Source organism: Candidatus Thiodiazotropha sp. AKAK2 (assembly GCF_058244685.1).
On record NZ_JBSYOP010000030.1, the window covers coordinates 105,281 to 130,818 of the forward strand.

The 25,538-nt window shown below is 53.5% G+C and carries 20 protein-coding genes; 11 read left to right on the plus strand and 9 right to left on the minus strand.

Going from position 1 to position 25,538, the window contains the following annotated elements:
* Nucleotides 1-61: 61 nt before the first annotated feature.
* A complete protein-coding gene (locus AC4IE8_RS13795) occupies nucleotides 62-409 on the minus strand; it encodes a hypothetical protein (RefSeq protein ID WP_490791258.1) in 348 nt (115 codons plus the stop codon).
* 107 nt (nucleotides 410-516) lie between these two features.
* Between AC4IE8_RS13795 and AC4IE8_RS13800 the strand changes: the two genes are divergently transcribed.
* Nucleotides 517-1,458 carry a DUF3108 domain-containing protein gene (locus AC4IE8_RS13800; RefSeq protein ID WP_068990981.1) on the plus strand — a complete coding sequence of 314 codons (942 nt, stop codon included), beginning with the start codon at nucleotides 517-519 and terminating at the stop codon, nucleotides 1,456-1,458.
* Between the two features lie 54 nt (nucleotides 1,459-1,512).
* Here AC4IE8_RS13800 and AC4IE8_RS13805 read toward each other — a convergent pair whose 3' ends face one another.
* From AC4IE8_RS13805 to AC4IE8_RS13820, 4 genes are all read right to left on the minus strand, one after another.
* The gene (locus AC4IE8_RS13805; RefSeq protein WP_068990985.1) at nucleotides 1,513-2,295 is read right to left on the minus strand and encodes a hypothetical protein; all 783 of its coding nucleotides are present in this window, start codon (nucleotides 2,293-2,295) and stop codon (nucleotides 1,513-1,515) included.
* A 54-nt stretch (nucleotides 2,296-2,349) separates the two neighbouring features.
* A complete protein-coding gene (locus tag AC4IE8_RS13810) occupies nucleotides 2,350-3,195 on the minus strand; it encodes a sterol desaturase family protein (RefSeq protein WP_068990988.1) in 846 nt (281 codons plus the stop codon).
* A gap of 196 nt (nucleotides 3,196-3,391) precedes the next feature.
* Entirely contained in the window at nucleotides 3,392-4,456 is a 1,065-nt protein-coding gene (nadA, locus tag AC4IE8_RS13815; RefSeq protein WP_068990992.1) for a quinolinate synthase NadA, read from the minus strand.
* 14 nt (nucleotides 4,457-4,470) lie between these two features.
* Nucleotides 4,471-5,148: an NUDIX hydrolase gene (locus tag AC4IE8_RS13820; protein WP_068991773.1), complete on the minus strand. Its 678-nt coding sequence runs from the start codon at nucleotides 5,146-5,148 to the stop codon at nucleotides 4,471-4,473.
* 213 nt (nucleotides 5,149-5,361) lie between these two features.
* Between AC4IE8_RS13820 and AC4IE8_RS13825 the strand changes: the two genes are divergently transcribed.
* Together AC4IE8_RS13825 and AC4IE8_RS13830 are read left to right on the plus strand one after the other, a co-directional pair.
* Entirely contained in the window at nucleotides 5,362-6,228 is an 867-nt protein-coding gene (locus AC4IE8_RS13825) for an HDOD domain-containing protein (RefSeq protein ID WP_068990993.1), read from the plus strand.
* A 12-nt stretch (nucleotides 6,229-6,240) separates the two neighbouring features.
* A complete protein-coding gene (locus AC4IE8_RS13830) occupies nucleotides 6,241-7,434 on the plus strand; it encodes a sensor domain-containing diguanylate cyclase (RefSeq protein ID WP_490791259.1) in 1,194 nt (397 codons plus the stop codon).
* A 61-nt stretch (nucleotides 7,435-7,495) separates the two neighbouring features.
* Here the strand turns inward: AC4IE8_RS13830 and AC4IE8_RS13835 are convergent, their stop codons facing one another.
* The gene (locus tag AC4IE8_RS13835; RefSeq protein WP_490791260.1) at nucleotides 7,496-8,890 is read right to left on the minus strand and encodes an integrin alpha; all 1,395 of its coding nucleotides are present in this window, start codon (nucleotides 8,888-8,890) and stop codon (nucleotides 7,496-7,498) included.
* 332 nt (nucleotides 8,891-9,222) lie between these two features.
* The gene (locus tag AC4IE8_RS13840; RefSeq protein ID WP_068991003.1) at nucleotides 9,223-10,740 is read right to left on the minus strand and encodes a dynamin family protein; all 1,518 of its coding nucleotides are present in this window, start codon (nucleotides 10,738-10,740) and stop codon (nucleotides 9,223-9,225) included.
* Nucleotides 10,741-11,400: 660 nt separating this feature from the next.
* On the opposite strand from AC4IE8_RS13840, the gene AC4IE8_RS13845 reads away from it, so the two are divergent.
* The 8 genes from AC4IE8_RS13845 (at nucleotide 11,401) to AC4IE8_RS13880 (ending at nucleotide 21,700) form a co-directional block, all read left to right on the plus strand.
* Nucleotides 11,401-11,796, plus strand: coding sequence for an SCP-2 sterol transfer family protein (locus AC4IE8_RS13845; RefSeq protein WP_490791261.1), 396 nt, complete (start codon nucleotides 11,401-11,403; stop codon nucleotides 11,794-11,796).
* A 147-nt stretch (nucleotides 11,797-11,943) separates the two neighbouring features.
* Nucleotides 11,944-13,014, plus strand: coding sequence for an efflux RND transporter periplasmic adaptor subunit (locus AC4IE8_RS13850; RefSeq protein WP_068991780.1), 1,071 nt, complete (start codon nucleotides 11,944-11,946; stop codon nucleotides 13,012-13,014).
* Between the two features lie 113 nt (nucleotides 13,015-13,127).
* Nucleotides 13,128-17,258 (plus strand): efflux RND transporter permease subunit, encoded by a 4,131-nt coding sequence (locus AC4IE8_RS13855; RefSeq protein ID WP_490791262.1) that lies wholly within the window; start codon nucleotides 13,128-13,130, stop codon nucleotides 17,256-17,258.
* A 120-nt stretch (nucleotides 17,259-17,378) separates the two neighbouring features.
* The gene (locus AC4IE8_RS13860) at nucleotides 17,379-17,954 is read left to right on the plus strand and encodes a hypothetical protein (RefSeq protein ID WP_490791263.1); all 576 of its coding nucleotides are present in this window, start codon (nucleotides 17,379-17,381) and stop codon (nucleotides 17,952-17,954) included.
* Between the two features lie 278 nt (nucleotides 17,955-18,232).
* Nucleotides 18,233-19,300: a hypothetical protein gene (locus tag AC4IE8_RS13865; protein ID WP_068991016.1), complete on the plus strand. Its 1,068-nt coding sequence runs from the start codon at nucleotides 18,233-18,235 to the stop codon at nucleotides 19,298-19,300.
* Nucleotides 19,301-19,390: 90 nt separating this feature from the next.
* Nucleotides 19,391-20,026 (plus strand): ParA family protein, encoded by a 636-nt coding sequence (locus AC4IE8_RS13870; protein WP_068991019.1) that lies wholly within the window; start codon nucleotides 19,391-19,393, stop codon nucleotides 20,024-20,026.
* Nucleotides 20,027-20,212: 186 nt separating this feature from the next.
* Complete coding sequence (locus AC4IE8_RS13875; protein WP_490791264.1) at nucleotides 20,213-20,785, plus strand: DUF302 domain-containing protein; 573 nt, start codon at nucleotides 20,213-20,215, stop codon at nucleotides 20,783-20,785.
* Between the two features lie 480 nt (nucleotides 20,786-21,265).
* Nucleotides 21,266-21,700 carry a hypothetical protein gene (locus AC4IE8_RS13880; protein ID WP_490791274.1) on the plus strand — a complete coding sequence of 145 codons (435 nt, stop codon included), beginning with the start codon at nucleotides 21,266-21,268 and terminating at the stop codon, nucleotides 21,698-21,700.
* Nucleotides 21,701-21,805: 105 nt separating this feature from the next.
* On the opposite strand, the gene AC4IE8_RS13885 is transcribed toward AC4IE8_RS13880, so the two are convergent.
* Both AC4IE8_RS13885 and aroG read right to left on the minus strand, forming a co-directional pair.
* Nucleotides 21,806-23,887, minus strand: coding sequence for an EAL domain-containing protein (locus tag AC4IE8_RS13885; RefSeq protein WP_068991024.1), 2,082 nt, complete (start codon nucleotides 23,885-23,887; stop codon nucleotides 21,806-21,808).
* A gap of 124 nt (nucleotides 23,888-24,011) precedes the next feature.
* Nucleotides 24,012-25,067 carry a 3-deoxy-7-phosphoheptulonate synthase AroG gene (gene aroG, locus AC4IE8_RS13890; protein ID WP_068991025.1) on the minus strand — a complete coding sequence of 352 codons (1,056 nt, stop codon included), beginning with the start codon at nucleotides 25,065-25,067 and terminating at the stop codon, nucleotides 24,012-24,014.
* Nucleotides 25,068-25,538: the final 471 nt, after the last annotated feature.

The following is a 25,538-nucleotide window of genomic DNA, read 5'->3' on the forward strand; positions in this document are numbered from 1 at the left end:
GCGCCAGTTACCTGCCGGTCCGGTTAGTCGAACAGCAGGCTGCGGGTTACTGCTGGCTCAGCTATGCCGGTACGCTCTCCAACAGATTGGCCAAAGGTTTGGAAACCTGAGCCATCTGTGCCTGAGCTGCCGACTCAGGGGAGTTGGAGATCTGCTGCAACAGGGAATCCAGCATCGAGCGTGCCTGTTGTGGGGTGCTGATCGGATCGGTCTGACCGCTGCGGGTGGTCTCCATCTGGTAGAGATGACGGGCGTTATCCACATCCAGTGTCGGGCGCTCTTCAACCGCTGCCTGGGTCTGCTCTACAGCGCTGCCTTTAGGCTGCTCGGTGTTACCGCTGGCCTGGGACTGGCCCGACTTATCGGTTGTGGTTTGCACGGTTTTGTCGCTGTTGACAGGATTTATCATGGTTTTGAACCTCTAGAGACAAAAAATTGACGCTCTATGCTGCGATTTAATAGGTTATGCACTATTCTGCGAGAAACGTGCCAACAGTGTTTTGCCGAGTATAGCCAATGAGTGGTGTTGAAATCCGTCGATGGGTGATTCTGAGAATAGAAGCCCTATTTCTGCTGTTGTGGGGATTCACGACTCTATCTGCTGCAGCCAGCCAGCCGCTATTGGGGGAGCAACTGGAGTACACGCTCAAATTCCGAGGCCTGATTACCGGCTATGTGGAGCTGGATATCGCCAAAATGACCCTCGATGTGGAAGAGAGCATGGGGCAGGTGCTGACGATGCCTGCCTACATCACCAATCTACATCTGACCACGGCGCCTTATTCGAAAGCGGAGCTGCTCTATCCGGTGCGGCTCAGTTACCGAAGCTGGCTGGATGCCCGGGAACTGCACCCCTTGATCGCCTTCAAGACACTGAAATTTCGTAAGGAGAGGGAAGAGTTCTTCTGGTTCGACCGGAAGACGGGGTATGCCCATCACTATCAGACCGGGGAGCAAGCCGAAGAGAATTCTCCGTCACCGCCTCCCAGTCTGCAACCTGTGGCGGCACTGAGCAATGATCGATGGTCGGCCCTGAGTCAGACCAAGGCACTGGAGATGAATGGCTCCCAGGCGCTGGACTATATGGGATTGATACATCGTCTGCGTAGCATGCCGATCGAGAGTGGCAGACCGATCGAATTCTCCACCTTCAACGGCAAGGAGATTGAGTGGTTTCGCATTGACGTGAGCCGGGAGCGCTTGACCCGCGCCGGTTGGGACAGGCCGTCGTTCAGGCTGAAACTGCGAGAGATCGATCCGGAGAATGGGGAGCTGGGTGAGTCGGTACACATCTGGATGAGTGACGATGATCAGCGGTTGTTGCTGCGCTTCTATGCGGAGCGCACCTTTGGCGCCATGGAGGGGATCCTCGAGACAGGCCGACCGATCGATCGGCAACAGAAGGAGGGGCTTTCAGAAGCGACCCAGTCCTCCTTGGAGACCTACCTCGATTTCTGATACAGAGGAGTCTGCTCTGGATTCTCTCTCAGGGAGGCCTTGTGTAGACTTCCCTCAGTCGTCCGATAACTTGAATTTTGCCTTTTCCCCGGTCGGCTTTTGCTCAGCCCCTTCAACAATCTTCAAATGATCAAGATTTGGGATGGCGGCGGGTTCAGCCTCCTCCTGGCAATCCTCCAGCGTGCCCTGTTTGGCCGGTGAGAGGGAGAGGGAGCCGGTATCGATGTTGGGTGTTGGCGGTGGGCGCTGCTCTTCCAGATCGTGTTCCGAGGTATCAAAATCGAGCGCGGAAGTATCGATGTGCAGTGGCTCGGGCTCCTTTGTCTGATCCAGTTTTGACTCCTCTTTGGAGAATTCCAGATTGCTGATGTCAGGGATCACCTGGGGTGTCACCTCGGTTGTGCAGTCCGATAGATCGAAGCCATCTTTTGACAGTGAGAAGTCCGGCGCCACGATCTCCTGATGGGGTGGCTCCGGTGGCGGCTCCATGGGGCCATCCGCCAGGGTTAGGGTTTCAACCGGCTTGACCGGCTGAGCAGCCTGGGGAGGCAGTGCCTGTTCAGGGCGTTCCGCTGGTGGTGGTTTGGGTGTAGGTGGGGGTTCTCCGGCGGGTACAATATCCACAAGTCCACCGGCGTCACGAAAGGCCACCCGATATTTGATGGCCCGGTCCATATCGATACCCCGTTTGATCGGGATGGGTTTGCCGCTGAACAGACGCTCCAGACGCTCACCCTCCAGTTTGAACATGGCGCCGACTTTTCGTTTTACCTTTTCAGGGTCACTGTCTTTGATCAGTGCACCGGAAAAATAGACGTCGTAGTTCTCAATGTTCAAAAGCTGTCTCCTTGAGCGGGCTTGTATCGTCGTCAATCAGTATGAGACACCACACTAAAACCTATCTTGAATATTATAATCGTCTCCACCCCTGGGATTCTTTAGAAATGGGATTCTCAACATACCACTCAATTTAGTGGTCTGCTGCGGATCCTGCAGGGAGTTGACGCCGATCTGCATGTCGATCTGGCCGAGTGTCGGTGCCGCCTTGTAGGTGCCCATCAAACGGTCCCAGATCGATAGATTGAAGCCGAAGTTGCTGTTGGTCTCAGCTGGAATGACCGAGTGGTGTACCCGATGCATATCCGGTGTTACCACCAACCAGCGCAATAGCCGGTCGAGCGGCTTTGGCAGGGAGACATTGCCATGGTTGAACATCGCCATGCCGTTGAGTACCACCTCGAAGATCAGAACCGCGATGACCGGTGGGCCGAGCGCGGCAATGGTGGCGATTTTGATCAGCATGGAGAGTAGGATCTCGATCGGATGGAAGCGGGCGCCGGTAGTCAGGTCGTAGTCCGGATCGGCGTGGTGCACTCGATGCAGGCGCCACAATGCGGGGACTGCATGAACCATCACATGCTGCAGATAGATAACCATATCCATCAATGCCACGGCGATGATCACACTGAGCCAGAAGGGCAGTTGTATCTCGTTGAGCAGCCCCCAACCCTCCGCTTCGGCGAATGCGGCAAACCCCACGGCGGCAGCGGGAAACAGCAATCGCAACAGCAGGGTATTGAGCAGGGTGATACCCAGGTTGGCGAACCAACGCTGACCTCTGGTGAAGCGTTGCTGGCGACAGGGCTGTACCAGTTCCCAGCCCGCCATCACGGCAAAAATAGAGAAAAATGCCGTCAGGCGGATGGTTAGTTCATAGTCGAGAATAAAGTCTGTCATGAAGGATCCGTTCTCCTCAAGCTGGTGTCACTCGATTAATCTCGTGCTTATGTTACTCCATCTGAACCGACACGATTAAGTGTTAGGGCCTATCATGGAAAGAGATTGCCAGATTCGTTTGTGCCATATCTGAAGTTTAGACATCCGCTGCCTGTAAGCAGAGACAGCAATCACCATTTTGTCAGAGTCTTCCGGGTCAGGCATTTCCCTTGTTACGCATTCCTATACCCTGATGGGCGGCAAAATCGAGCATCCGCTGGATCGGTATGACCGCCTGTTCACGTACCCCCGCATCGATCTCGATCTGATTGGCGCCAGACTCAAGCACCTGATTGAGATTCTGCAGCGCATTCATCCCCATCCAGGGACAGTGGGCGCAGCTGACACAGGTGGCTCCTTCACCGGCGGTCGGCGCCTCGATCAGGGTCTTCTCCGGGGCCATCTGCTGCATCTTGTAGAAGATGCCTCCATCGGTGGCGACGATGAACTCCTTGTTTTCCATATTGGCAACCGCTTTGATCAATGCGGTGGTGGAGCCGATGACATCGGCCTGCTGGATGACATTTTCCGGTGATTCCGGGTGGACCAGTACGGCTGCATCCGGATGCAGACGGCGAATTCTTTCAAGGGCCACGGCTTTGAACTCCTCATGCACCACACAGGAGCCTGGCCACATCAGCATATCCGCACCGGTGACACGCTGCACATAGCTGCCCAGATGGCGATCGGGTCCCCACAGAATCTTCTCACCTTTGGCGGCAAGATGTTCGACGATGGGTAGAGCGATACCGGAGGTGACCACCCAGTCTGAGCGGGCTTTCACCTCGGCACTGGTGTTGGCGTAGACCACCACCGTATGGTCAGGGTGGGCATCACAGAAATCACTGAACAGATCGGCGGGGCAGCCCTCGTCGAGTGAGCAGGTGGCATTCAGGTCAGGCATGATGACCCGTTTCTCCGGGTTGAGAATTTTTGAGGTTTCGCCCATGAAACGAACCCCGCAAACCACCAGGGTCTCCGCCTCCTGCTGAGTGCCGAATCTGGCCATCTCCAGGGAGTCCGCCACGCAACCGCCGGTCTCTTCCGCCAGGGCCTGTAGCTCCGGATCGGTATAGTAGTGGGCAACGACCACCGCCTTCTGCTGGTGTAATTGGTCACGGATCTGCTCTTTCAGCTGCAGCTTCTCCTGCTCCGAAAGCGTCGGCCATTGGGGGTGTTCAGGGACTTTAATCTCGGGCAGTTTCAAAGATTCGATGTTCATGAATGTCTCGTTGACTATTTAATGATCTCAACCTGTCTTGGGTTGAGGACCTGGTAGGTTTTTGCAGGACGATGATTACCGTGCCTGGCAGTTTCACCGGTCTCGCGAATGATGTTACGGGCCAGTATCGCTTTGCGGAAATTTCGTTTATCCAAAGCTTCGTTGAGCAGTACTTCATAGACCGATTGCAACTGACTCAGGGTAAAGGTCTCGGGTAGCATCTGAAAGGCGATGGTGCTGTAGCCCAGTTTGGCGATTAGCCGTTGCCTGGCCAGGTTGATAATCTGAGCATGGTCGAAAGCCAGCTCCGGCAACTCATTGATCGGGAACCAGGCCGCCTCCGCGGCATCGCTCGAAGCTCTGGGGCAGAGATGATCCGATGGGCTCAAGGCAAAATAGGTGACACTGATCACCCGCTCACGTGGATCTCTTTGCGGTGCACCGAAGGTGCCGAGCTGTTCAAGATAGATGCCTTCGATCCCGGTCTCCTCCTGCAGTTCTCTTTTGGCACAGGATTCCAGATCTTCCGAGATGTCGAGAAAGCCTCCCGGTAGTGCCCACATGCTCTGAAAAGGGGGGTTTTTGCGCTCAATGAGAAGGACAGACAGGGTATCCATCTGGATCGTGAACAGCACCACATCGGTGGTCACAGCGGGGTGAGGATAGGGATAAATGTAACGCTGTGGATTCATCTGGGAGTTGGTCAATCGATGGGGGGCGCGTCTAACGCCCGCCAGCTAAACAGGTTGGTGCCATGATTAAGGCCATACTACACCGGTTAGTGTAGTAAGTACACCATCGGTTAATGTTTAATCCTTACTTAAATGGGGGGTTAAAGATCAGTGTGTCAATGCCGCTAAGGGTGTAAGGAAGAAATACCACTTATCCCTGATCCAAATATAACGATGCAAACGGCCATACAAGCGAAAGAGCAGGTGCTCAAACTGCAGCATCTACCCCCACTTTCAACCACCGCAACCCGACTGCTTGCGCTGTTGAGCGAAGAGGATCTGTCACTTCACAAGCTGGCTGAGGCGATCGATCAGGATCCTGGATTGAGTGCACGGATTCTGGGAATGGCCAACTCCGCCTACTTTGGGCAGCAGAATCCCGTGCTCAAGGTTGAGGATGCAATCATTCGTGTATTGGGCCTGAATATGGTGAAAAGCCTGGCCTTCAGTATTGCAGTCAGCGGTGCTTTCGATATTTCAAACTGCCATCAGTTCGATATCAAACAGTATTGGCTTGAATCCCTCTCCACTGCGATTCTGGCCCGGCATCTCAGTGTTCGCAGCACCACCTCAGAGCCGCCGGACCCGGATGCGGTCTATCTGGCCGGATTGTTGATGAAAATCGGTGTCCTGGTTCTGGTGCATCTGTTTCCTGAAGATTATGACAAGGTGCTTGTGCAGAAACGCCAGCAGGGAAGCGATGCGGATATCCTGATGCTGGAAACAGAGATGCTCGGTATCAATCACCGGCAGGCCGGGGCCTGGCTTGCGGATCGATGGCACCTGCCGGAGCTTGTGGTATCAGCCATTGCACAAGCCAATGAGCCTGGTGATTGCCAGCATACCAAAGAGGTAACTCTGGTTGGTGCGGTTTCCTGCTGGCTATCAGAGACTGAACAGGAGCAGCAACCGGTTATGGATTGCGCATCGGAGCTTTCGGACTGTTGTGGTTTGTCGGCTGAAACCATCGCGGTGGTGAAGAGCGGTTTTATCGACGAAGAAGAGGAGATAAAGGTCATTGCCAATATGTTGGCGAGTTGACAGGAGTGTCCCATGGATCTTTCGTTTAACCAGACATCGATGGACTTAAGAGAACGTTTTTTCAATCTACTCGACTCCCTGTCCGCGCTTCGGGCGCTCTCTCAAATCAATCTTGAGCGGGTTACCGAAGCGGAACTGTTGGCCAAAGCGTTGGATGAACTGGTTCGCTATCAGAATGTTGATCACTGCTCTGTATTTCGTATGGACGCGGGTGTATTGCGATGTGTGTCAGGCCGCAGCATGGCGGAGTCCCATGCGGAGATTACCGGCACGCCGAGCTCAAGAACCGTGGCGGATAGTATGGCGTTCAAACCGGGGGAAGGTATCGTGGGTATTGCCTACGCCTCCGGGCAACTGCAGTACTGTCGGGATTGCAGTCAGAGCAGTGAATTCAAAGCTCACGACTCGACTGTCTCCGATATGCCCGGGTCGTTGATCAGTGCGCCGATAAAAATGGGCGATAAGGTCCTTGGTGTACTCAATGCCTCACACCCCATGGCGGAGTATTTCGAGCCCTGGCAACAGCATACCTTGAGTCTTTTCAGCAGTTGCCTGGGTCAGATTCTCTACAATCATCAGATGCTTCATGAGTTGGAAATTCTGATCGATCAACGAACCGAGGAACTGGGTAAATCCCTCGAAGAGGCAAATCGTTTGCGCAAACGCTATGAACAGCTCTCGATGGTGGATGAGCTGACCGGTTTGCACAATCGTCGCTTCTTCTTCAATGAGGCGGAGGCCCATCTCTCCCGTGCGATCCGCTCCAAACAGCCTTGCAGCCTGATGCTGGTCGATGTCGACCATTTCAAGCGGGTTAACGATCAATGGGGCCACCTGGCAGGAGATCAGGTCCTGGCTGCGATATCCCGGATATTGATGGACGAAGCACGAGGTGGTGATCTGGTGGCCCGTGTCGGAGGGGAAGAGTTTGTGATCCTGTTGCCTGAGGCCGGAATCGAAGGTGCTGATCTGATGGCGCAACGGATACAAGAGCGGTTGACCAACATCAACATGGGCAACAGCCATCCCGGTATCAAACTGACGGTCAGTATCGGCATCACGGAATTGGCTAAAAAACCCGATCAGACACTGACCCCGAGTCAACTGGTCGATCAACTCTACTCACAGGCCGATCAGGCGATGTACGAGTGCAAGCGGGACGGTCGCAACCGGCGCACGCGCTATAAAGGGCCGGTTGAAGATTGAGCCTGGTTTCTAAAACCTAAAGCCGCAAGTACACACCAATCACCACACAGGTAGCGCAATACTATTGCTGTTGAACTGCACTGGAGAGGGAGCCGAATATGATCCCCTCGCTGGTGTCGTAGTGACTCTCGGTCGGCCCCAGGAAGAGAATCCAGGTTGCGCCCTTATCGGTTCCGCCATTGTCATCAAAGGGGGCGCCAACCGCCAGATCCTGATGGTCATCCTCATTCAGGTCGCCGATAGCGGCCAATGAACTGCCAAACTGATCGTTGTCATTCAGGCTGCCGTCAAAATCCCCTTCTGTATCGGATATCTTGGAGGCGGAGATGATTTCACCATCTCCTTGCATGAACAGAATCCAGGTGGCGCCCCGGTTGCTGCCGCCATTGTCACTCCCTGGCGCGCCGACCATCAGATCATCGTTGCCGTCGTCGTTGAGGTCGCCAAGATTGGCCAGGGCGCTGCCGAAGCGGTCTCCATCACTGAGCTGATCCTCCAGCCCGCCCCGGTTATGTGAAATTCGCTTCAGGCCATCCACCGTGCCGTCGCTGTTCAGGAACAGCACCCACACCGCACCGCGATCACTCCCCCCATCGTCATCTCCGCTGGTGCCCACGGCAATATCGACCACTCCGTCATCATCCAGGTCGCCGACGGCGGTTACCGAGCTGCCAAACCGGTCTCCATCGTTAGGTTTACGCTCCAGGTCGCCTTTCTCGGAAGAGATTTTTTGCCGCGCACTGACCGTGCCGTCACTGTTCATGAAGAGAATCCAGACGGCACCCCGATCGGTACCCCCATCATCATCGTTGGGCATGCCAACCGCCAGGTCGGTAATGCCATCGTTGTTGAGGTCGCCGATATTCGCCACCGCATGACCGAACTGGTCATCCGCATCGAGGTTTTCATTCAACTCACCGGACTCTTCAGAGATCTTCTGGTAAGACTCCACCGTTCCGTCGTCCTTGAGAAACAGGACCCAGAGCGCCCCATGATCGGTGCCGCCATCATCATCCATCGGCGCACTGACCACGATATCCCTGAAACCATCGCCATTCAGGTCATCCAGCGGGGCGAGGGCGCTGCCGAACAGATCCCCGTCATCCAGGTCACCGTCGAAGGATCCCTTGCTGTCTGAGATTTTCTGCTGGGTGTCGACCTGACCATCGTCATCCAGGAAGAGCACCCAGACGGCCCCCCGGTTCTCGCCGTTGTCATCATCGTAAGGGGAGCCAACGGCCAGGTCGATGACACCGTCTCCCTCAAGGTCGCCGATATTGGCCAGTGCCGCGCCAAACTGATCTCCGTCATCCAGGTCACCGGAGAACTGACCGCGGCTGTCTGAGATCTTCTGATCCTCATCGACCTCTTTGGTATAGGTCTCTTCGCAACCGCTGATGAGCAGACTTAAAAGAATGCTCAATGCGATCAACGCAGACAGTTGATTGGGTTTCATATCGATCAAGACCTTCTCAGTTCCATTGTGATGCTACTCATTGACTCTATTATGGCCTGACTGGTTCGTATTCAAAGCGTGGATCTGTGTTTTTGTTCACGATTGATCCAAATGAACGGAATAATCCCTATTCTCTGTCTGTGTGTCTGCTCAACAGGCCATGATTAAAGCAACCTTCGGTCTATCCATGGTTTACCCTGTCTTCAGTGATGGGGTCTAATAACCGCTCAATCGTTTCTTCTGATCGCAATGATTGTTTTCTGGCGTTGCTCTCTTTGATGACTTGAGGCTGCCCCATGAGGCAGTCTCAAGTCACCTTGGCTGAGAGGGTGTCAGCTGCTGACCACTGGGGATTCATCAGCGGTTTCCGTTGCTGCGGGAGCCGTGGCCGGGGGTTCCGCGGCAAGCAGTTTCTCGCTGCCTGAAGGATTGGTGAATTGATCGTTCAGGGTCTGGATGTAGGTGTCGGTGGATTGCACCACATCGGTCAGCTGTCTACGCGATTTACGGCCCCAGCCGGCCGGTTTTTTCCTGAAGATGGAGCGCCAGGGTTTGGTGCTGCGAATGAATGAGCCGACCGGATTACTCTTCAGGCCCATCTCTTTGGCTTTTCTCCGCAGTCCTTTCAACAGTGTGCGTGCGGCCAGTCCTCTCACGGTAAAATGAATCGCGGTCAGCAGGACGATGATAAGCAGCAGCACAATCCAGGGTATCAGGCTGCTGGCGTCGGCCGCCAGCCAGGGCGGCTGAAAACTGAATCCCTGCCAATATCCCGCATTGACCGAATAGATCAGCAGAGCCAGCAGTGTGATACCCATCAGAACAGCGTCCCCGATCAGGACCCGTTTGCGCCATTTTTCCAAGGTGCTGGATACCAGAGGCACACAGCGTTCTTCAATATCCCGGGCGGTCTTTTCCAGAGCACCGACAATACGATAGGCTCGCTCGATCTCCACCTCTTCCATGCGGCTGTGAATTTCGCTCAAGTCGAGGTCCCGTTTGGTTTCATATCGCTGACGCAGGGCTTCATCCTCGATCGGTACAGCGGCATCAGGATTGTAGATGGCATAGAAGCGTCCGGCGGTGAGCCCTCTCTCCCCCAGGGCCCTCTGCCAGGCGGCAATCACATCTTCCGGGTTGTTTTCCCGGGCGGTAGTGTCGATCTGATTGAGTATGTAGAGGAACTTACCGGTATCGTTGCGATTGATGGTGCGTTCGATAAGGTGGCTGAGGGTATCCTGCATCGCCCCGGGTTCCGGGTGGCGGGCATCGAAAAAGACCAGCACCAGATCGGACAGATCGATGATGTGGTCGGTAATGCGCAGGGTGGAGGTGCGTTGTGCATCCGCATCGAATCCGGGGGAGTCGATCAGAATTTTGCCCCGCAGCTTCTGGCTTGGGCAGGTCTTCAGCTGCAGATAGGCGTCGATTCTGTCGCCTTCCCCTTTGGCGACCTTTTCGATCTCGTCCGACATCTGGTAGAACGGGAATCTTGGGTCAGAATCGAGTGCCACACCTGGCAGGGCGTGGGCTGTCGCCTCTTTGCTATAGCAGATGACAGTGAACTTGTCGTCGACCGCCTGGTTGCCAGAGCGCTGAATCTTGTCACCGATATAGTGGTTGATAAAGGTCGATTTACCCGCTGAGAAGGTGCCCAGAATCGAGATCAGCGGCCACCAGGGGATTTGGGTGGCAAATGAACTGTCACCCTCCAGCAGTCCCATGCGGAAGGCTACCGAGTCGAGTACGCGAAAGCTTTGAACTGTGCTGAGGAGTATGGGATTTTCCTGTTCCAGGTGGGTTTCAAGGTGTTGAAGGCGTGCCTCTATGACCTGTCCTGCTGGATGCATATCGATTTTGCTCCTCTATGATGAATAATTTGTTGTTCGTGTTATCAGGCTCTTATCTGCCGTAGGCATTGATCCCAATCCACGCTGGCACCGATCTAAATAGTATCAGAATGAGAATGGCATCAAGAGTTCATATTCCTGTGAGCTATCTTAATGACTGTCTTCAGTGGATGCATGATTTTTTTCATCCAGGCTACGGAAACTCGCCATGGTCCTGGATACTGCTGCAAAAAATGGTCGACTTGCAGCTTACAGACCATGCCGTTGTCAGGCCATATGCTTTGATTCACGCTTGAAATCGGCCAGTTTTTACCGAAAATCGGTAAGCTTCAGCGACCTTCAGAGGTGGTTTGGGAATCCGCAGATTCATCTAATCCACTGACTGTAATTAATAATAGTGAAAAAGAGTGTTATTAAAATAGTACCATTTGATGTAATTTCAGGCCTTTGAATGTCGGGATATCTTGTTGATTTAAAATGGTATATAATGAAGTTCTAATATATTTAACTATCTGATAACCAAATGATATATAGGGCTTTCTTAGAAAATTCCTCGGTTGCATTACCCCGTCCCTTTAGGGATACTGGGAAGTTCTCAAATAGGGATAGCTTTCGTCCCTAATACAAAAAAATAAGTCAGAGAAATTTGTGGAGGTTGTAATGGCTGAATTGTTTTCGGATAGTTGGATGGGTGAGTTTGCAACGCACTGGAATGCGGAGCCGGAATTGTCCGATGCCCTGTCCCAGATCGGTTTCAACAGTATGATCGGCTATGGATTGGATGGCGATGATGCACCGAAGGGTGTTCTGACAGTCGAGAATGGCAAAGCCGTCTCTGGTGAGGCCTTCAATGGTCAGACCTTGAACTGGGATATTCGCGCATCCGAGGATCAGTGGCGCAAGTGGATGGCTAAGCCTCCCGGCATGATGGGTCTCGGTATGGCCTTTACCTCCCGTAAAATGAAATTCGTCGTCGGTGACTATTCGTCAATGATCAAAGACCCAAGAATGGCCGGACCTTTCATCAAGAGCTTTTCTGTGATGGGACGAGTCTGAGCAATCCTCATCCGGTGATTATTTCCCCTTTATACGTGTCAATACACTAGGTAGTAGCAAAATATGGGTTCACAATTCAAAGCAATGTTAATCACAGCGGGTTTGGCTGCTTCCTTGGCTGCCGGGAGTGTCCATTCCCAGCCGAATATGGCTGACAGTGCTTATTTTGTCGTGCAGCAGACACAAGGTGTACCCCATGTCTCTCTGGGAGGAACCGTGGTTCCCTACAAAGAGGTTACCCTGTCAGCACAATTGCCGGGGCGGGTAAACTACCTGGCCGGTATTGAAGGGGATACCTTTAAGGAGTCTGATCGCCTGGTTGAGCTGGATGACAGTGAATTAATGGCCAAACGGCAGGCCGCGATGGCCCAGCTGGCCAATGCGGATGCCCAATTGCGAAATGCCGGTGTACAGTACAACCGGGAGCTCTGGTCTCCTAAGTCGAAATCGGCAATGGGTGGCATGGGGATGCCCAATCTGTTCGATCAGATGTTCACCCGGCCGATGGAGGATGCCTTTGGCGACCGGGATCAGGGCGCTGAAAGGTCAGCCGATATTTACTCCTCGCGAACCAACATTCAGCAGGCACAAAACACCATCTACCGTGTACAGGCCGAAATTCGGGCCATCGATGCCAAGCTGCGGGATGCCAAGAGTCTTGCCCCGTTTCAGGGGGTGATCATGAAAAAATTCGTTGAGGTGGGAGATACCGTGCAACCCGGTCAACCCCTCCTGAAGTATGCGGATGTGGAGTACCTGCAGATCGTGGTGGATGTGCCGGGCCGGTTACGCCCCGGTTTGAATGAGGGGATGATGCTGAGGGCCGAGCTCGATGTCGGTGACCGGGAGGTTCCGGTAAGGGTGGCACAGATCTTCCCTATGGCTGATGCCCAACGACACACTGTGACGATCAAGTTTGATCTGCCTCAGGGTGTCTCTGCACCCGGTATGTACGCCAAGGTGCTGGTGCCCGATTTCAATGCGCCTGCCAGATCCAATCCAATTATTCCCAACAGTGCGATTCGCTACAATGGCAGTCTCCCCGGGGTCTACGTGGAGGGAGAGGATGGCAAACCCACGCTGCGTCTGATTCGTGTCGGTGAGAAGCTACCGGGTGGTGGTTTTACCACGGTACTCTCCGGATTGCAGGCTGGGGAGCGGATATTACGCAATCCTCCGCTGGACATCAGCACAGGCTGGACAACACCGCAGCAATAAAAAATTCCGGAAGTGCCGACAGTTAGTGATCAAGTTAATCTGGTGCTTCCGTATCCATCTTATATCTTTAGGGTAGGGCCTGAAGGCCCAACACTACAGTTTCGGGATCAAATATGAGCCAGAACGACGACAAACTCGATCAGCTCCATTCAATGGACCCCAATTATGAGGCTCATCTGGGGATAGCCGGCAGGACCGCAAGGTTCTTCATTCAGTCCCCACTCTCGCCGCTCTTCTTCCTGGCCATGATGCTGATGGGGCTGTTGGGCCTGATCATTACACCGCGTCAGGAAGATCCCCAGATCTCAGTGCCGATGGTGGATATTTTCGTCCAGTACCCTGGTGCTGCCGCGGATCAGGTGTCGGCGCTGGCGATCGAGCCGCTTGAGCGGATCATGTCCGAGATCCCCGATATCAAACATGTCTACTCCGCCTCTCAACGGGGTGGTGGCGTGGTGACCCTTGAGTTTGAAGTGGGTGAGGAGATGGGGCCCTCGCTGGTCAAGGTCAACGACAAGATCGACTCCAATATGGATTTGATTCCACCCGGGGTGATGCCTCCGCTGGTCAAGGCGAAAGGTATCGACGATGTCCCCGTGGTCACCCTGACTCTCTGGTCAAAGGACCTGGATCGGGACGGTATACCCGATGTGGACGATGGCCAACTGCGGATGTTGGGGCACGATGTTCTACAGACGCTGAAAGAGCTGCCCGATACCGGTAACGGCTTTGTGGTTGGTGGGCGCCGTGAGCAGGTGACCATCGAGGTCTTTCCTGAAAGGCTGGCGGGCTACGGTATCAGTCTGGACCAGGTAGCCAATACTATCCGCACCGCCAATGCTGAACAGATGGCAGGTGGGGTTGAGGCGGGCAGTACCCACTTCTCCGTGGTGACCGGTTCTTTTCTCAAGCATGCGGAAGATATCAATCGTCTGGTGGTAGGAACACACAACGATGTGCCCGTCTATGTGCACGATATCGCCCGGGTCAAACAGGGACCGGAAGATGCCAAGCAGCTGGTGGGCTACTACACCGGTGCCGCCAGCAGCCTGGATATCAAGGCGGATGGTGTGCCTGCGATCACCCTGGCGATTGCCAAGAAAGAGGGCTCCAACGGTGTCACCGTGGCCAACTCCATCAAGGAGCGGATCGAGCATATCAAGGGTTCTCTGATTCCTGAGAATGTGGAAGTCAGTGTCACCCGAAACTACGGTCAGACCGCGGATGACAAGGTCAGTGAACTGATCTTCAAGCTGTTTGTGGCTACCGGTTTTGTATTCCTGCTGGTTTTGGCAGCTTTCCGCGCCTTCAGACCGGCGATCGTGGTGGTGCTGGTTATTCCGGTGGTGTTGTTGATGACCATCTTCAGTGCCTGGGTGATGGGGTATACCATCGACCGGGTGAGTCTGTTCGCCCTGATCTTCTCCATCGGCATACTGGTGGATGATGCGATCGTGGTGGTGGAAAATATCTATCGGCGATGGCTGGAGGAGAACTCCACCGATATTGTCACTGCGGTGGATGCGGTGCGTGAGGTGGGTAACCCCACCATTCTGGCAACCTTCACGGTTATCGCGGCGCTGCTGCCGATGGGATTCGTCTCCGGCATGATGGGGCCCTACATGGAGCCGATCCCGGCGCTTGGTTCGGTGGCGATGCTGATCTCCCTGTTCGCTGCGTTTGTCTTTACCCCTTATCTCACCGTCTCCCACTGGTTGAGACCCTCCATGCACTACCTCAAGGTGGCAGGCGAACGAGAGCATAAGGAGGCTGAATGGCTGGAAGGTCTGTTCAAGGGCATTCTGATGCCGATGATCGAGAGCCCGCGTAAGGCGAAGATTTTCAAGCTGGTGATGTGGGGCACCTTCCTGATTACCTGCTCGTTTTTCTATTTCAAATGGGTGGCGGTGAAGATGCTGCCGCTGGATAACAAGCCGGAGTTTGCGGTGGTGGTCGATATGCCGGAGGGCACCGCACTGCCGGTAACCGCCAATCTGGCCCATCAGATGGCCGAGAAGATTCGGGTGATGCCTGAAGTGACGGCGGTACAGGTCTATGCCGGCACGGCCAGACCCTTTGATTTCAACGGCATGGTCAGGCACTACTATCTGCGTAAGGATCCCTGGCATGCGGAAGTTCAGGTGCAGCTGCTGGACAAGACGGAGCGTTCGAGAACCAGCCACGAGATTGCGGTTGAAACCCGTTCAATGCTGGCCAAGCTGACCCAGGGAACAGGCGCCAAAGTGGCTGTGGTTGAGATGCCGCCTGGTCCTCCGGTGTTACAATCCGTGGTCGCTGAAGTGCATGGACCAAGCCCGGAAGTCAGGCGCCAGGTTGCTCAGGATCTGACCAAGATCTTTGAAAAAACCGAGAGTCTGCGGGATGTGGACAACTATATGCGCGACCCCTACCAGTACTGGCGTTTTACTGTGGATACAGAAAAGTCGGTACGTCGCGGCATTTCAGTGGATACCATCAATCGTAACCTGGGTATGGCTCTGGGTGGTTCACCGCTCGGAGATGTCAAACAGCGTGCCGGTCATGAGCCGATCAATATCATGATGCAGGTGCCACTGGCTGAACGTTCCGAAATCACTCGTCTGGGTGATCTTCCGATTCAGTCCAGTAAAGGGGTGACTGTTCCACTGCGAGAGCTGGGACGTTTTGAGCAGGTCTATGAAGATCCAATCATCTACCACAAGGATCTGCGTGATGTGGAGTATGTGGTCGCTGAAGTGGGCGGCAAACTGGCTGCGCCGGTCTACGGTATGTTCCAAGTGCAGGATCTTCTCAATGGATTGGGAGAGGCTGATCCTTATGTGGCGCCGGACAATGTGCCGATCGATGCGCACTGGCTGGGCGCGCCAAAGAACGACTCCTCAACGGCAATTGAGTGGGCCGGTGAATGGACGGTAACGTTTGAGACCTTCCGTGACATGGGGGCCGCTTTTGCTGTGGCGCTGGTGCTGATCTATATCCTGGTGGTGTGGGAGTTTGGCAACTTCAGGATCCCGGCACTGATCATGGCGCCGATTCCGCTGACGCTGCTCGGTATCATTCCGGCCCATTTTCTCTTCTTCCAGGCCGGTTGGGGCGGTGAGTTCACCGCGACCTCGATGATCGGATGGATTGCATTGGCTGGTATCATTGTGCGTAACTCCATCCTGTTGGTGGACTTCTCAATTCATCAGGTTCAACAGGGTGTCTCTGTGGTCGATTCCGTGATCATGGCCTGTAAGACCAGAACCCGACCGATCATGATTACCGCGTTCGCGCTGGTGTGCGGTTCATCGGTGATCTTCTTTGATCCCATATTCCAGGGCATGGCGATCTCTCTGGCTTCCGGTGTCATGGTCTCCACCATATTGACTCTAATCGTCATTCCACTGGGCTGTATCAAAGCGAGCAAGGATATTCTGGAGGTTGCCGCGGCAACCGCGCCGGCCGGTAGCGAGCACCTGATCGCGCAACTGGAAGAGCCAGCTGAAAAGCAGATTGAGGCGGCCGCTGAGGCAGCTGTGGAGAGCGTTCAGTCTGAGCAGAAGAGTTCCATCGGTATGCTGATCTGGACTAACGTGATTGCGCTCTTCAGCCTGGTCTTCTATCTGTTCAAAGGTATCTTTCTACTGATTGGTCAGTTGTTTAAAGGACGGGCTAGAAAACCGAAACAGGCGTCATCCCCAGTAGAGAAGAAGAGTGAATTCAACAGCTCCGGGGGAAGCAACTCCGGTGGGGGAAGCAGCAGCTCGGCACCAACGGGTGGCGGTTCGACTCCAGAGGATTCTGAGCCACCTGTTGCAGCGGCACCTGCTAAACAGGAGAGAGCTCAGGTCGCAGCCGAAGCGAAGACAGCCGGCGGTGAAGCGAAAAAGCAGGATGATGTGAAATCCAAGCCGGAACCGGTTGAGCCTCCAGCTGTAGAATCTGAATCAACAAATCAGGTTGCTACTGAAGCGTCAGATACACCAGAAGCGCCAGAAGCGGTTGAGATTGAGAGCAAAGAGGTTGCTCAAACTGAGAAGAGCCCGGTCAAAACAAAACAGCAAACCACGGCCAAACCGAAAAAACGTCCATCGACCTTGAAGAAGCAGGTCGCTAAGAAAAAGGCGGGCAGTGCCGCAAAGAAAGGGAATGGTGAGAAGAAGGTCAAGGAGTCCGCAGAGCCAAAGCGCAAAACCGCTTCAAATGTTGCGAGTTTTCCGGTTCGTAAGAAGGCTGCTCGACGCGGAATTCGCCTTAAGTAGGCGGGAGACGTCTGATCATGGGCCAGCTTCAGGTCCATTGATCAAGCCGGTTTCCTGCTGAGTTGACCATAGTCTGTTGCAGCCTGATGCTGCGCCGGGCTTACTGCGGAGTATGCGGGTTTGCACATCAACATCTATCTGCTGTTGTCCTGGTTGGTCTGCCTGATGGTACCCGTACAGCTGTTTGCCGAGCGCTACGCCTATCCTGTGAATGATCCCAATTCTGTAAAAAGCCGGTCAGCCAGCGGGATCTATGGCCAGTATCAGTGGCGTCCACGGAATCAACAGCAGGAGGCTGCGCCCCTGGCAGGCAGTGATTGGAAGGGGGCGGCTGGGCGCTCGGCCCAGTCCTATCGAGACTATACCGATAGCCCCTTTGGGTTGCCTGAAGGTACCTATAAGCCAGTACCCCAACGGCATGAGATAACCCCGTACCATCAGGGCTACAGATTTCGTCCTCTCAATCCTTCAGAGCAGAAACGGATCAAGCAGCATAACCTGACCAACCGGGAGATTCGCCAACCGTCTGGGGAGCTCCGCTTCCGTCCACAGCAATCAACATCCGAAATCGGGCGGTTTGGCTACTCACAGGGCAATCAGTACCGGTTTCGTCCGGATGAGCGCCTGGATCGTGGTTTTCCCTCAGGCACAACTCCCTTCTACACCTCTGAGCCGCAACTCATGGCGCCTGAATGAGGCAGTCGACCGGTAAGTGGATTGGTAAAGTGGAAAAAAACGTTAAAACAGTTTTGCACTCGGCTATTTACCGCTAAACTGTCGAGTATTTACTTAATAAAAGAATCTGCTTGAGCGAGCAATGCTGAACAAGGCTGCTGAGTCGAGTCGACGTTGATGACAGAACGATCGCAATGCCGCCTGGAACAGAGAGAGAAACTCAAGATGATTCATACAATATCCGGTTGGGTGACACAGCCCAATCTTACAAACTGATAACAAGGAAACAGGTAACCCTGATGAAAATTGCAGCGTTTGCATTACTGCTTTCTGGTGCCTTTACCGCAACCATGATTCCCACCGCTGAACTGAAGGCTGAGGGTGGTTATGGCGCAGCGAAAACTCCATGGCAGATGCCTGCCGGCAACGGCGCCCCGGGTTTTGGACAAAACAGGCAGCAGCGGCAACCCTACTACGCCGGCAACCGGTTTCCTGCCAGACAACCCACTTATCGCTTCAGACCCCGGTCAGCTGAGAGACAACGGACAGCGCAAGGCGCTGCTCCAAACTATGCCGCCTACAATCAGATGGTGCAGCCCCATCAGAGCTATCGCTTCAGACCGATGAAGCCGGTGCAGGCCCACCGACAGGCTGCAGCTACACCGTCTTCTGTCGCCTACCGCCCGGCGAATATCACCATACCGGACCACTATGTCTATCGCCCACTGAGTCCGGTGAAAAAGGCGAAACCCAGATCCTATGCAAACAACAGCCCGTGGATCAATCCGCGAATGCCTCGATATGGGTATGGCGCTTATCAACCGAGGCCCGCAATGCAGCCGGCGTACAGGGCAGATCCCAGGATCAACAGATCATCACCGATACCACGCTATGTCTATGGCAATGGGCGTTATTCAGGACATAAATTCAGACCTGACCACAGGGGCTACGCAGCTGCGGCGCATGGCACGTATGGCAGACCGATGGTAGCGATGAATCGGATGCCAGGCTACGCCTATAACCGTTGGCCGCAACCCCTCAGATTCAGACCGGCTCCACAATTACGTATGCCGCAACCGGCTTATGCCTATCTACCTCCCAATCGATATCCGGGCATGGTCCAGCACTACCCTGCAGGGGGGGCACCATGGGGGCGCTATGCGGCACCGATGCCTCAACCAGCCTACCCAAGCTGGGCAGTGCACCCCGAGCGCCATGCCGGCACGGATCACAAACGGGTCAACTGGTATGATGGCCACTCTGATGGAGAGGGCGCCTGGTATAAACTGGCGCAGCAGCAAAACTGGCCTCAGGTCTCGCAAAACTGGACTGGACAGAATAGTGTCTACTCACAAGGCCCAAGATAGATAGTTTTGACAGTTTGACGGCAATCCATTCAGCAGCGGGTACCGGATCAGTCTAATAACGGGGCGAATCACAATAATAAAGGGGAGTGTATGATAACTGTAATCGGTAGTCTGAAAGGAGGGTCCGGCAAGAGTACGGTCACCTTCAATCTGGCTGTCTGGTTGGAAATGGCTGAGGCCGATGTCCTGGTCATTGATGCAGATCCACAGGCAACACTGAGTGATGTTTCTGAAGTCCGCAATGAAGAGGGTTTTGAGCCCTTTCTGAAGATAAAAAGCGGCTCTGCTCTGAGCCGTAAAAAACTGGCCGGCTATGATGAGGTTTTGATCGATGTGGGGGCGTCCGACATCGAGTCAATGAAGCTGGCACTGGCGTTGGCAGATCGGGTGGTGATACCGGTACCACCTTCCCAGGCCGATATCTGGTCCACTCAACGCTTTATAAATTTCCTCGATGAGGCGGTGGATGGGGAGCGCCCCGAACTGCTGACATTCATCAATCGTGCCGATACACACCACGCGATACGGGAGTCTGATGAGGCTGCGGCAGCTCTGGTCTCCCTGCCGGATGTTCGATTTGTAAAGCATCGTCTCTGCCAGAGAACGGTGTTTCGGCGCTCTTTCAGTGAGGGTTTGGCCGTCTACGAACTCGATCCCAGGGGCAAGGGGAGTAAAGAGTTCTATGCTTTAACGGCAGCCCTCTACCCGAAATATGTCTCACAATAGCCGGTTGCTCAATCAATTCATTGGGCTCTATTATCATTTGTGAGGCATAATTGTTAAATCGCCTATCAGCGAGTGTGTCGTGCTGGACACACAAATGCGAGTAACAGCGCAGTCGGTCTGACGGTAATCACCTACCGGGAGACTGCATTTAGAAAGATAAATTGTTTGTTGGAGAGAGAGATGGGGATGTTAAGAAATTTATTTGCTTTGATTGGACTGCTGGCGGTAATTGGCGCCGCAGCCCTTTATGCAAAATTCAATAGCGCACTCGATGGCTTTGATCCTGGAGCCGGGAATGTTTTCAAAGAGTTCGGTCAGGCATTGGTGGAGACCAAAAGCGCAGCAGAAGCGAGTATCTGGAAGGTACAGGTGGAGGAGGGCTTAAGCGCTGACGATGTGGAAGAGACCATGAAATTCGTTGCCAACGAACACAACATGTCCAACGTGGGTGAATTGCCCCTGTCGCTTGATATCGAGGCCAAATCCGGCAGTGACTATCGCTTTGTAAAGATCTATCTATTTTGTAATTCACTGATCGCAGCGGAGATGCTCGATTACTCCGATGCCTATTCGGCCTATCTACCCTGCCGGATTACCCTGATTGAAGACAAACAGGGTAAGTTGTGGTTGATGACCCTGAATATGGACATGATGATCTATGGCGGGGAGCCACTGCCGCCGGCGCTCAAAGAGAAGGCCATTCAGGTTAAAGAGTACATCCTGGACATCATGCATCGCGGTGCGGCCGGCGATTTCTAACAACCGAGAGTCGATGAGGAGGATCCGTTGGTTATTACCATGTGATATTTGTGGTAATGCGGCGGATCTTCCATAGACTGTACCCTGGTCACGAGCAATCCACTGATTTTTCACCAAATCTGATTGGCAGTGAGAGTCGGGTGCTAGTTTCTGATAATTAACCCTTTGTTTTGAAAGGAATCTAGGTGGAATGGCTAAAACCAAAATTGTTTTCCTGGTTTAGCTCCATCAGGTCGCTCCACTCGAGATCAGCTGTTTACACTCCCCAGATTAAGTGCCACTGAGCCGATTCAGTCTATTAGCATATAAAGAGACTTTTATTGCGATAAATAATTGTTATGCTAATATTTTCCAACTAAGTAATGAGAAGGTAACAGTCAGGTTCTGCGAAGCATGACAGATAAGTATGACGATAAAACGCTAAACGACCCTTCTGGACAAACGGATATTGACCAGGAAGTGAGTGAAAACCAGTCCTCAATGGACCGTCTTTCTCTGGCATTCGAGACCAGTGCCAGGCGCTGGGAACTGATTGTCTACCCATCTCTTTTCGCCTTTATCCTACTGGCTGCCTACGGTTTCTACCTGATATTCAGTCTGGCCAAGGATGTTCATTTTCTGGCATTGAGCGTTGACTCCAACATGAATGTCATGTCGAGTAATCTGATGACTATGACTGACAGTGTTGGCCAGCTCTCTGCGAATGTGCGTACCATGGCAGTGAGTGTCGATTCCATGGCTCAGGATGTCAGGGCTCTGGAGCCGATGCTGACCAGTATGAACTCCATGAACGAATCGATGAAGACTATCACCCACTCCACCTACAGCATGCAACGGGGAATGCACAACATGAATCACAATATTCATGATGTCTCCCGGCCGATGACTTTCTGGAACAATTTTATGCCCTGGTGAAGGATCGGTTCGGTCCAGCCGGGTATCGGATTGAGGAAGGCGCTGAGGCGCCTTTTTTAATGGCGGCGTTATGGCCGAGGGTGAGTGGTGATCTCTGACACAGACTCAGTCACTGTTGAAATCGTAATCGATGGAGTCTGAGGGTTCCTGGATGAAGTATCCCCGAATGTAGTTGATACCGATCGACCAGAGTATTGCCAGGCTGCCAGCTTCCTCCACTCCGGAGGCGATAGTCTTTATCTCCTCTGCCTGAACCACTTCGTTCAGATGGTTCAGCTTGTCCTGTTTGTCCTGATTTTCAGACAGATCACTCAGAAACGAGCTGTGGAACTGCACGAAATCGAGGGGAAAGCTGCTGAGTATCGCTTCGGGTTTTTTCGCCATGCCGAAATGGTCCAGACAGGTTTTGCATTTGATCTTTTTCAATCCTTCTGCAAACTTCTTCAGCTTCTGCAGATGACTCCTCGCCTCACTATCATCAAACTGAAAGGTTACCCATGAGCCCTTGGCTTCATAGTCCCTCAGGCAATCGCAGACGAACAACAGCAAGGTCTCATCATCCAGAGAACTGCCGGAGATATTGACCAGAAAATTGATCTTCTTACCCTGTTTGCGCTGTTTTGCCAGCTCTTCGATGGCATTTTTGATGACCCACCTGTCCAACTCATGCATACGACCCATTTCCTGGATCTGACTCAGGAAGTGGTCCGGTTGGATCTCCTCTTGTTGCTCGTCGAGCAGACGCAGGGTGACCGCATAGTTTTCCCGGGTATCACCATGCAGGCTGACGATGGGTTGAAAGGCCAACTGGAATTTATCGTTGTCGAAGGCGAAACGAATCAATGCGGAGAGATCCGCCTCTCCCGAGGTGCCGCTATCAGTGGCCGGAATCAAATCCTCGGCAATATAGTAGCTGTTACCACCTTTTGAACGAGCCACTTCACAGGCCTGATAGGCATGGGTGATGAAATCATTGCCTGTGGAGAACTCTTCAGAGCAGAACACCACACCAATACTGCAGGTGGCCTGGATCTCCTTATTTGACTGTTCATTGTTTTCAATGGCGTCGCAGATCTTTTTCGCACTCTGTTCGGCGTTTTTGGGCTCAGTCTCTTGCGAGAGTACAGTGAATGTGTGATCCCCAAAGCGGGCCAATACTTCCTGGCTTCCGACAGTTTTACGTAGTAGACCGGCAATTTCCAGCAGCAGTGAGTCGCTCGCCTTGATGCCTGTCTTGCTGCGAATCTCTGTGAAATTGTCCAGGGTGACGTAGAACAAGGTGTTGCCTTTACTGCCGGAGGGTCGGCTGCGCTTGACCTCCTCTTCGAGCTGGTTGAGGAAGTATTGGCGGTTGTAGAGCCCTGTCTGCACATCCTGGGTGCTCAGCAGGCGTAGTTTCTCTTCGACCTCTCGAGTGATCGATTGGTCTCGAAATACTACCTGGGTGCAGGGTTCACCGTCGATGCTCGCGGGTGTGAAGTGGAGTTCAGCACTGAACTCTGCACCATCACTGCGTAGGCAGGTGGTTTTCATTTCACTGGAATATTCACTGTCAGCACTCAGCTTACGCAACAGTTTCTTGAAGCCGGCGTGTTCGGAGGGGGCGATCATGTCCATGATTGGAAGCCCTTCGATCTCCTCCTCACTGGCCAGTCCGAACAGCTCCAGGTAGGCGCGATTAGCGGTGACATGCATCCCTTCGTGGACATAGGCGATCGCATCCCTGGAGCTTTCGGTCAGAGCGTCGCAACGCTCCTCGGCTTCTTCCAGTTGGTGCTCAATCGACTGCAGTCGCCGCGCGATATTGAGATTCTTATACTCTCGCAGGATGACCTGAACCAGGTGGTCGAAATTTTTACGTTCAACCAGGTCCGCAATGCCCTGTTTCATCAGTGAGATTCGCAGCTCGTCTTCGGCTTCATCACTGACGCCGATCACCGGGGTGGCAGAGCTGGTAACACCCAACAGTGCAAGCAGCTGATTGACCTCCAGAGCGTCGGCTTCAACCGTATAGATCAGCAGATCCAGAGGGTGTTTTTTCTTCAGTTGTTCGGCCAGCTGATCTGCATCGTGATCGATTCGAATCGCATGGGCCGGTGTGCCGCTATTTCGCAGGGAGTCCAGACAGGTTTCTACTTCAGGGGTTGTATTTCCTAAAACCAGTAACTCAATCGCTTCTTCGGGCATGCCGTACTATCCTGATACCAATGCGTTTATCTGTTTCATAGCTTCTATGATTCGCGCCAGTCAACTCCACTCTGAAGTCAATGCTACACCGACTGTTTTACGCAATCCTTTAGCCTTATGAGGCTTAGCCGCTCTGTCGTCTCTGCCTGACCGCTTCAGCCAGTGTGTTGAGCAGTGGCACACTGTCATCCCAGCCGATGCAGGCATCGGTAATACTTTGACCATAGGTCAGGGTTTCCCCTTCAACTCTATCTTGTCGACCGGATGTCAGGAAACTTTCAATCATTGCACCCATAATGCGATTGTCGCCACGGGCGATTTGGCTCGCCACATCACTTCCGACCAGCAGCTGGCGGGGGTGCTGTTTACGACTGTTCGCATGGCTGAAATCGACCATCAGGCGGGGTTTCAGACCATTACTTTCCATCTCATCCGCAGCGATATTGATGCTCTCCGAGTCATAGTTCGGGCGGCTGCCGCCTCTCAGGATTACATGACAATCGGGATTGCCGTGGGTGGAGAAGATGGCGGAATTACCCTCTTTTGTCACTGAGAGAAAGTGGTGTGGGCGGGATGAGGAGCGGATCGCATCCATAGCCACTCGCATGCTGCCATTGGTCGCATTCTTGAAACCGACCGGGCAGGAGAGGCCTGACGCCAGCTCCCTGTGTGCCTGGCTCTCGGTGGTGCGTGCTCCGATCGCACCCCAACTGATCAAATCAGCGATATATTGGGGGCTGATCAGATCCAGATACTCAGTTCCGGCTGGAACTCCGAGGTCATTGATATCCAGGAGCAGTTTCCTGGCCAAGCGCAGTCCGGCATTGATTTCGAAGCGGTCATCCAGGGTCGGATCGTTGATCAGTCCCTTCCATCCCACGGTTGTGCGTGGTTTTTCGAAATAGACCCGCATCACGATCTCCAGGTCATCTTTCAGGGATTCCCGCAGCGGCTGCAGTCTGCTGGCATAGTCGAGGGCAGCCTCAGGATCGTGTACCGAGCAGGGGCCTATGATTACCAGCAGGCGGTCATCCTCTCCGTGCAGTATCCGGTGGATCTCCTGACGGGCAAAATACACCGTATTCGAGGCCTGATCGGTGATCGGCAGTTCCTGGTGAACTTGTGCTGGAGGGGTAAGCTCCTTAATGGCATTGATTCGAAGGTCGTCAGTTTGTTTCATGCGTAGAAAGCCGGGATATCATTAATTCAAGGAGCAGCTGATTATACATGCATCGACCGAATTGGTGGCATAAGTTTAGCGGCTTCAGGCACGCCCTTGCTTCGAAGTATGGTCATAACCCTTCAGTTTGAGCCAAGCCTTGATCAAGAGCATGCCTGAAGCCCTAAAAAGCGATAGTCATGGTTGCCGGGTTAATGATAGTCAGTGATTGCGAAGTTTTTTATGTGGCTGTGAGTTTTACTGCCGCTCCAGGAGGCCCGAATAGCGAGCAGGGGCCGCCTGCGGAACTGTAGATGTGCTATCCCATTGTTTCACCGGGGCTCCAGCTAAAGTGTCAGGCTGAGGTGAGCAGGCATCTGGATTGTCTGTGTCGGTAAAGAGTGAATGTGTCAAATAAAGCAGGAATTAAACGCCTTCTGCAAATTCTCTCGTATGCTAGAATGGAATTTTCTATATCATTGAAAATTAAGA

What these genes read in the sequence shown, in the direction of transcription:
- AC4IE8_RS13795 (WP_490791258.1), bottom strand. Translation starts at nt 409, where the DNA reads ATGATAAATCCTGTCAACAGCGACAAAACCGTGCAAACCACAACCGAT.
- AC4IE8_RS13800 (WP_068990981.1), top strand. Translation starts at nt 517, where the DNA reads ATGAGTGGTGTTGAAATCCGTCGATGGGTGATTCTGAGAATAGAAGCC.
- AC4IE8_RS13810 (WP_068990988.1), bottom strand. Translation starts at nt 3,195, where the DNA reads ATGACAGACTTTATTCTCGACTATGAACTAACCATCCGCCTGACGGCA.
- nadA (WP_068990992.1), bottom strand. Translation starts at nt 4,456, where the DNA reads ATGAACATCGAATCTTTGAAACTGCCCGAGATTAAAGTCCCTGAACAC.
- AC4IE8_RS13820 (WP_068991773.1), bottom strand. Translation starts at nt 5,148, where the DNA reads ATGAATCCACAGCGTTACATTTATCCCTATCCTCACCCCGCTGTGACC.
- AC4IE8_RS13825 (WP_068990993.1), top strand. Translation starts at nt 5,362, where the DNA reads ATGCAAACGGCCATACAAGCGAAAGAGCAGGTGCTCAAACTGCAGCAT.
- AC4IE8_RS13830 (WP_490791259.1), top strand. Translation starts at nt 6,241, where the DNA reads ATGGATCTTTCGTTTAACCAGACATCGATGGACTTAAGAGAACGTTTT.
- AC4IE8_RS13835 (WP_490791260.1), bottom strand. Translation starts at nt 8,890, where the DNA reads ATGAAACCCAATCAACTGTCTGCGTTGATCGCATTGAGCATTCTTTTA.
- AC4IE8_RS13840 (WP_068991003.1), bottom strand. Translation starts at nt 10,740, where the DNA reads ATGCATCCAGCAGGACAGGTCATAGAGGCACGCCTTCAACACCTTGAA.
- AC4IE8_RS13845 (WP_490791261.1), top strand. Translation starts at nt 11,401, where the DNA reads ATGGCTGAATTGTTTTCGGATAGTTGGATGGGTGAGTTTGCAACGCAC.
- AC4IE8_RS13850 (WP_068991780.1), top strand. Translation starts at nt 11,944, where the DNA reads ATGGCTGACAGTGCTTATTTTGTCGTGCAGCAGACACAAGGTGTACCC.
- AC4IE8_RS13855 (WP_490791262.1), top strand. Translation starts at nt 13,128, where the DNA reads ATGAGCCAGAACGACGACAAACTCGATCAGCTCCATTCAATGGACCCC.
- AC4IE8_RS13865 (WP_068991016.1), top strand. Translation starts at nt 18,233, where the DNA reads ATGAAAATTGCAGCGTTTGCATTACTGCTTTCTGGTGCCTTTACCGCA.
- AC4IE8_RS13870 (WP_068991019.1), top strand. Translation starts at nt 19,391, where the DNA reads ATGATAACTGTAATCGGTAGTCTGAAAGGAGGGTCCGGCAAGAGTACG.
- AC4IE8_RS13875 (WP_490791264.1), top strand. Translation starts at nt 20,213, where the DNA reads ATGTTAAGAAATTTATTTGCTTTGATTGGACTGCTGGCGGTAATTGGC.
- AC4IE8_RS13880 (WP_490791274.1), top strand. Translation starts at nt 21,266, where the DNA reads ATGGACCGTCTTTCTCTGGCATTCGAGACCAGTGCCAGGCGCTGGGAA.
- AC4IE8_RS13885 (WP_068991024.1), bottom strand. Translation starts at nt 23,887, where the DNA reads ATGCCCGAAGAAGCGATTGAGTTACTGGTTTTAGGAAATACAACCCCT.
- aroG (WP_068991025.1), bottom strand. Translation starts at nt 25,067, where the DNA reads ATGAAACAAACTGACGACCTTCGAATCAATGCCATTAAGGAGCTTACC.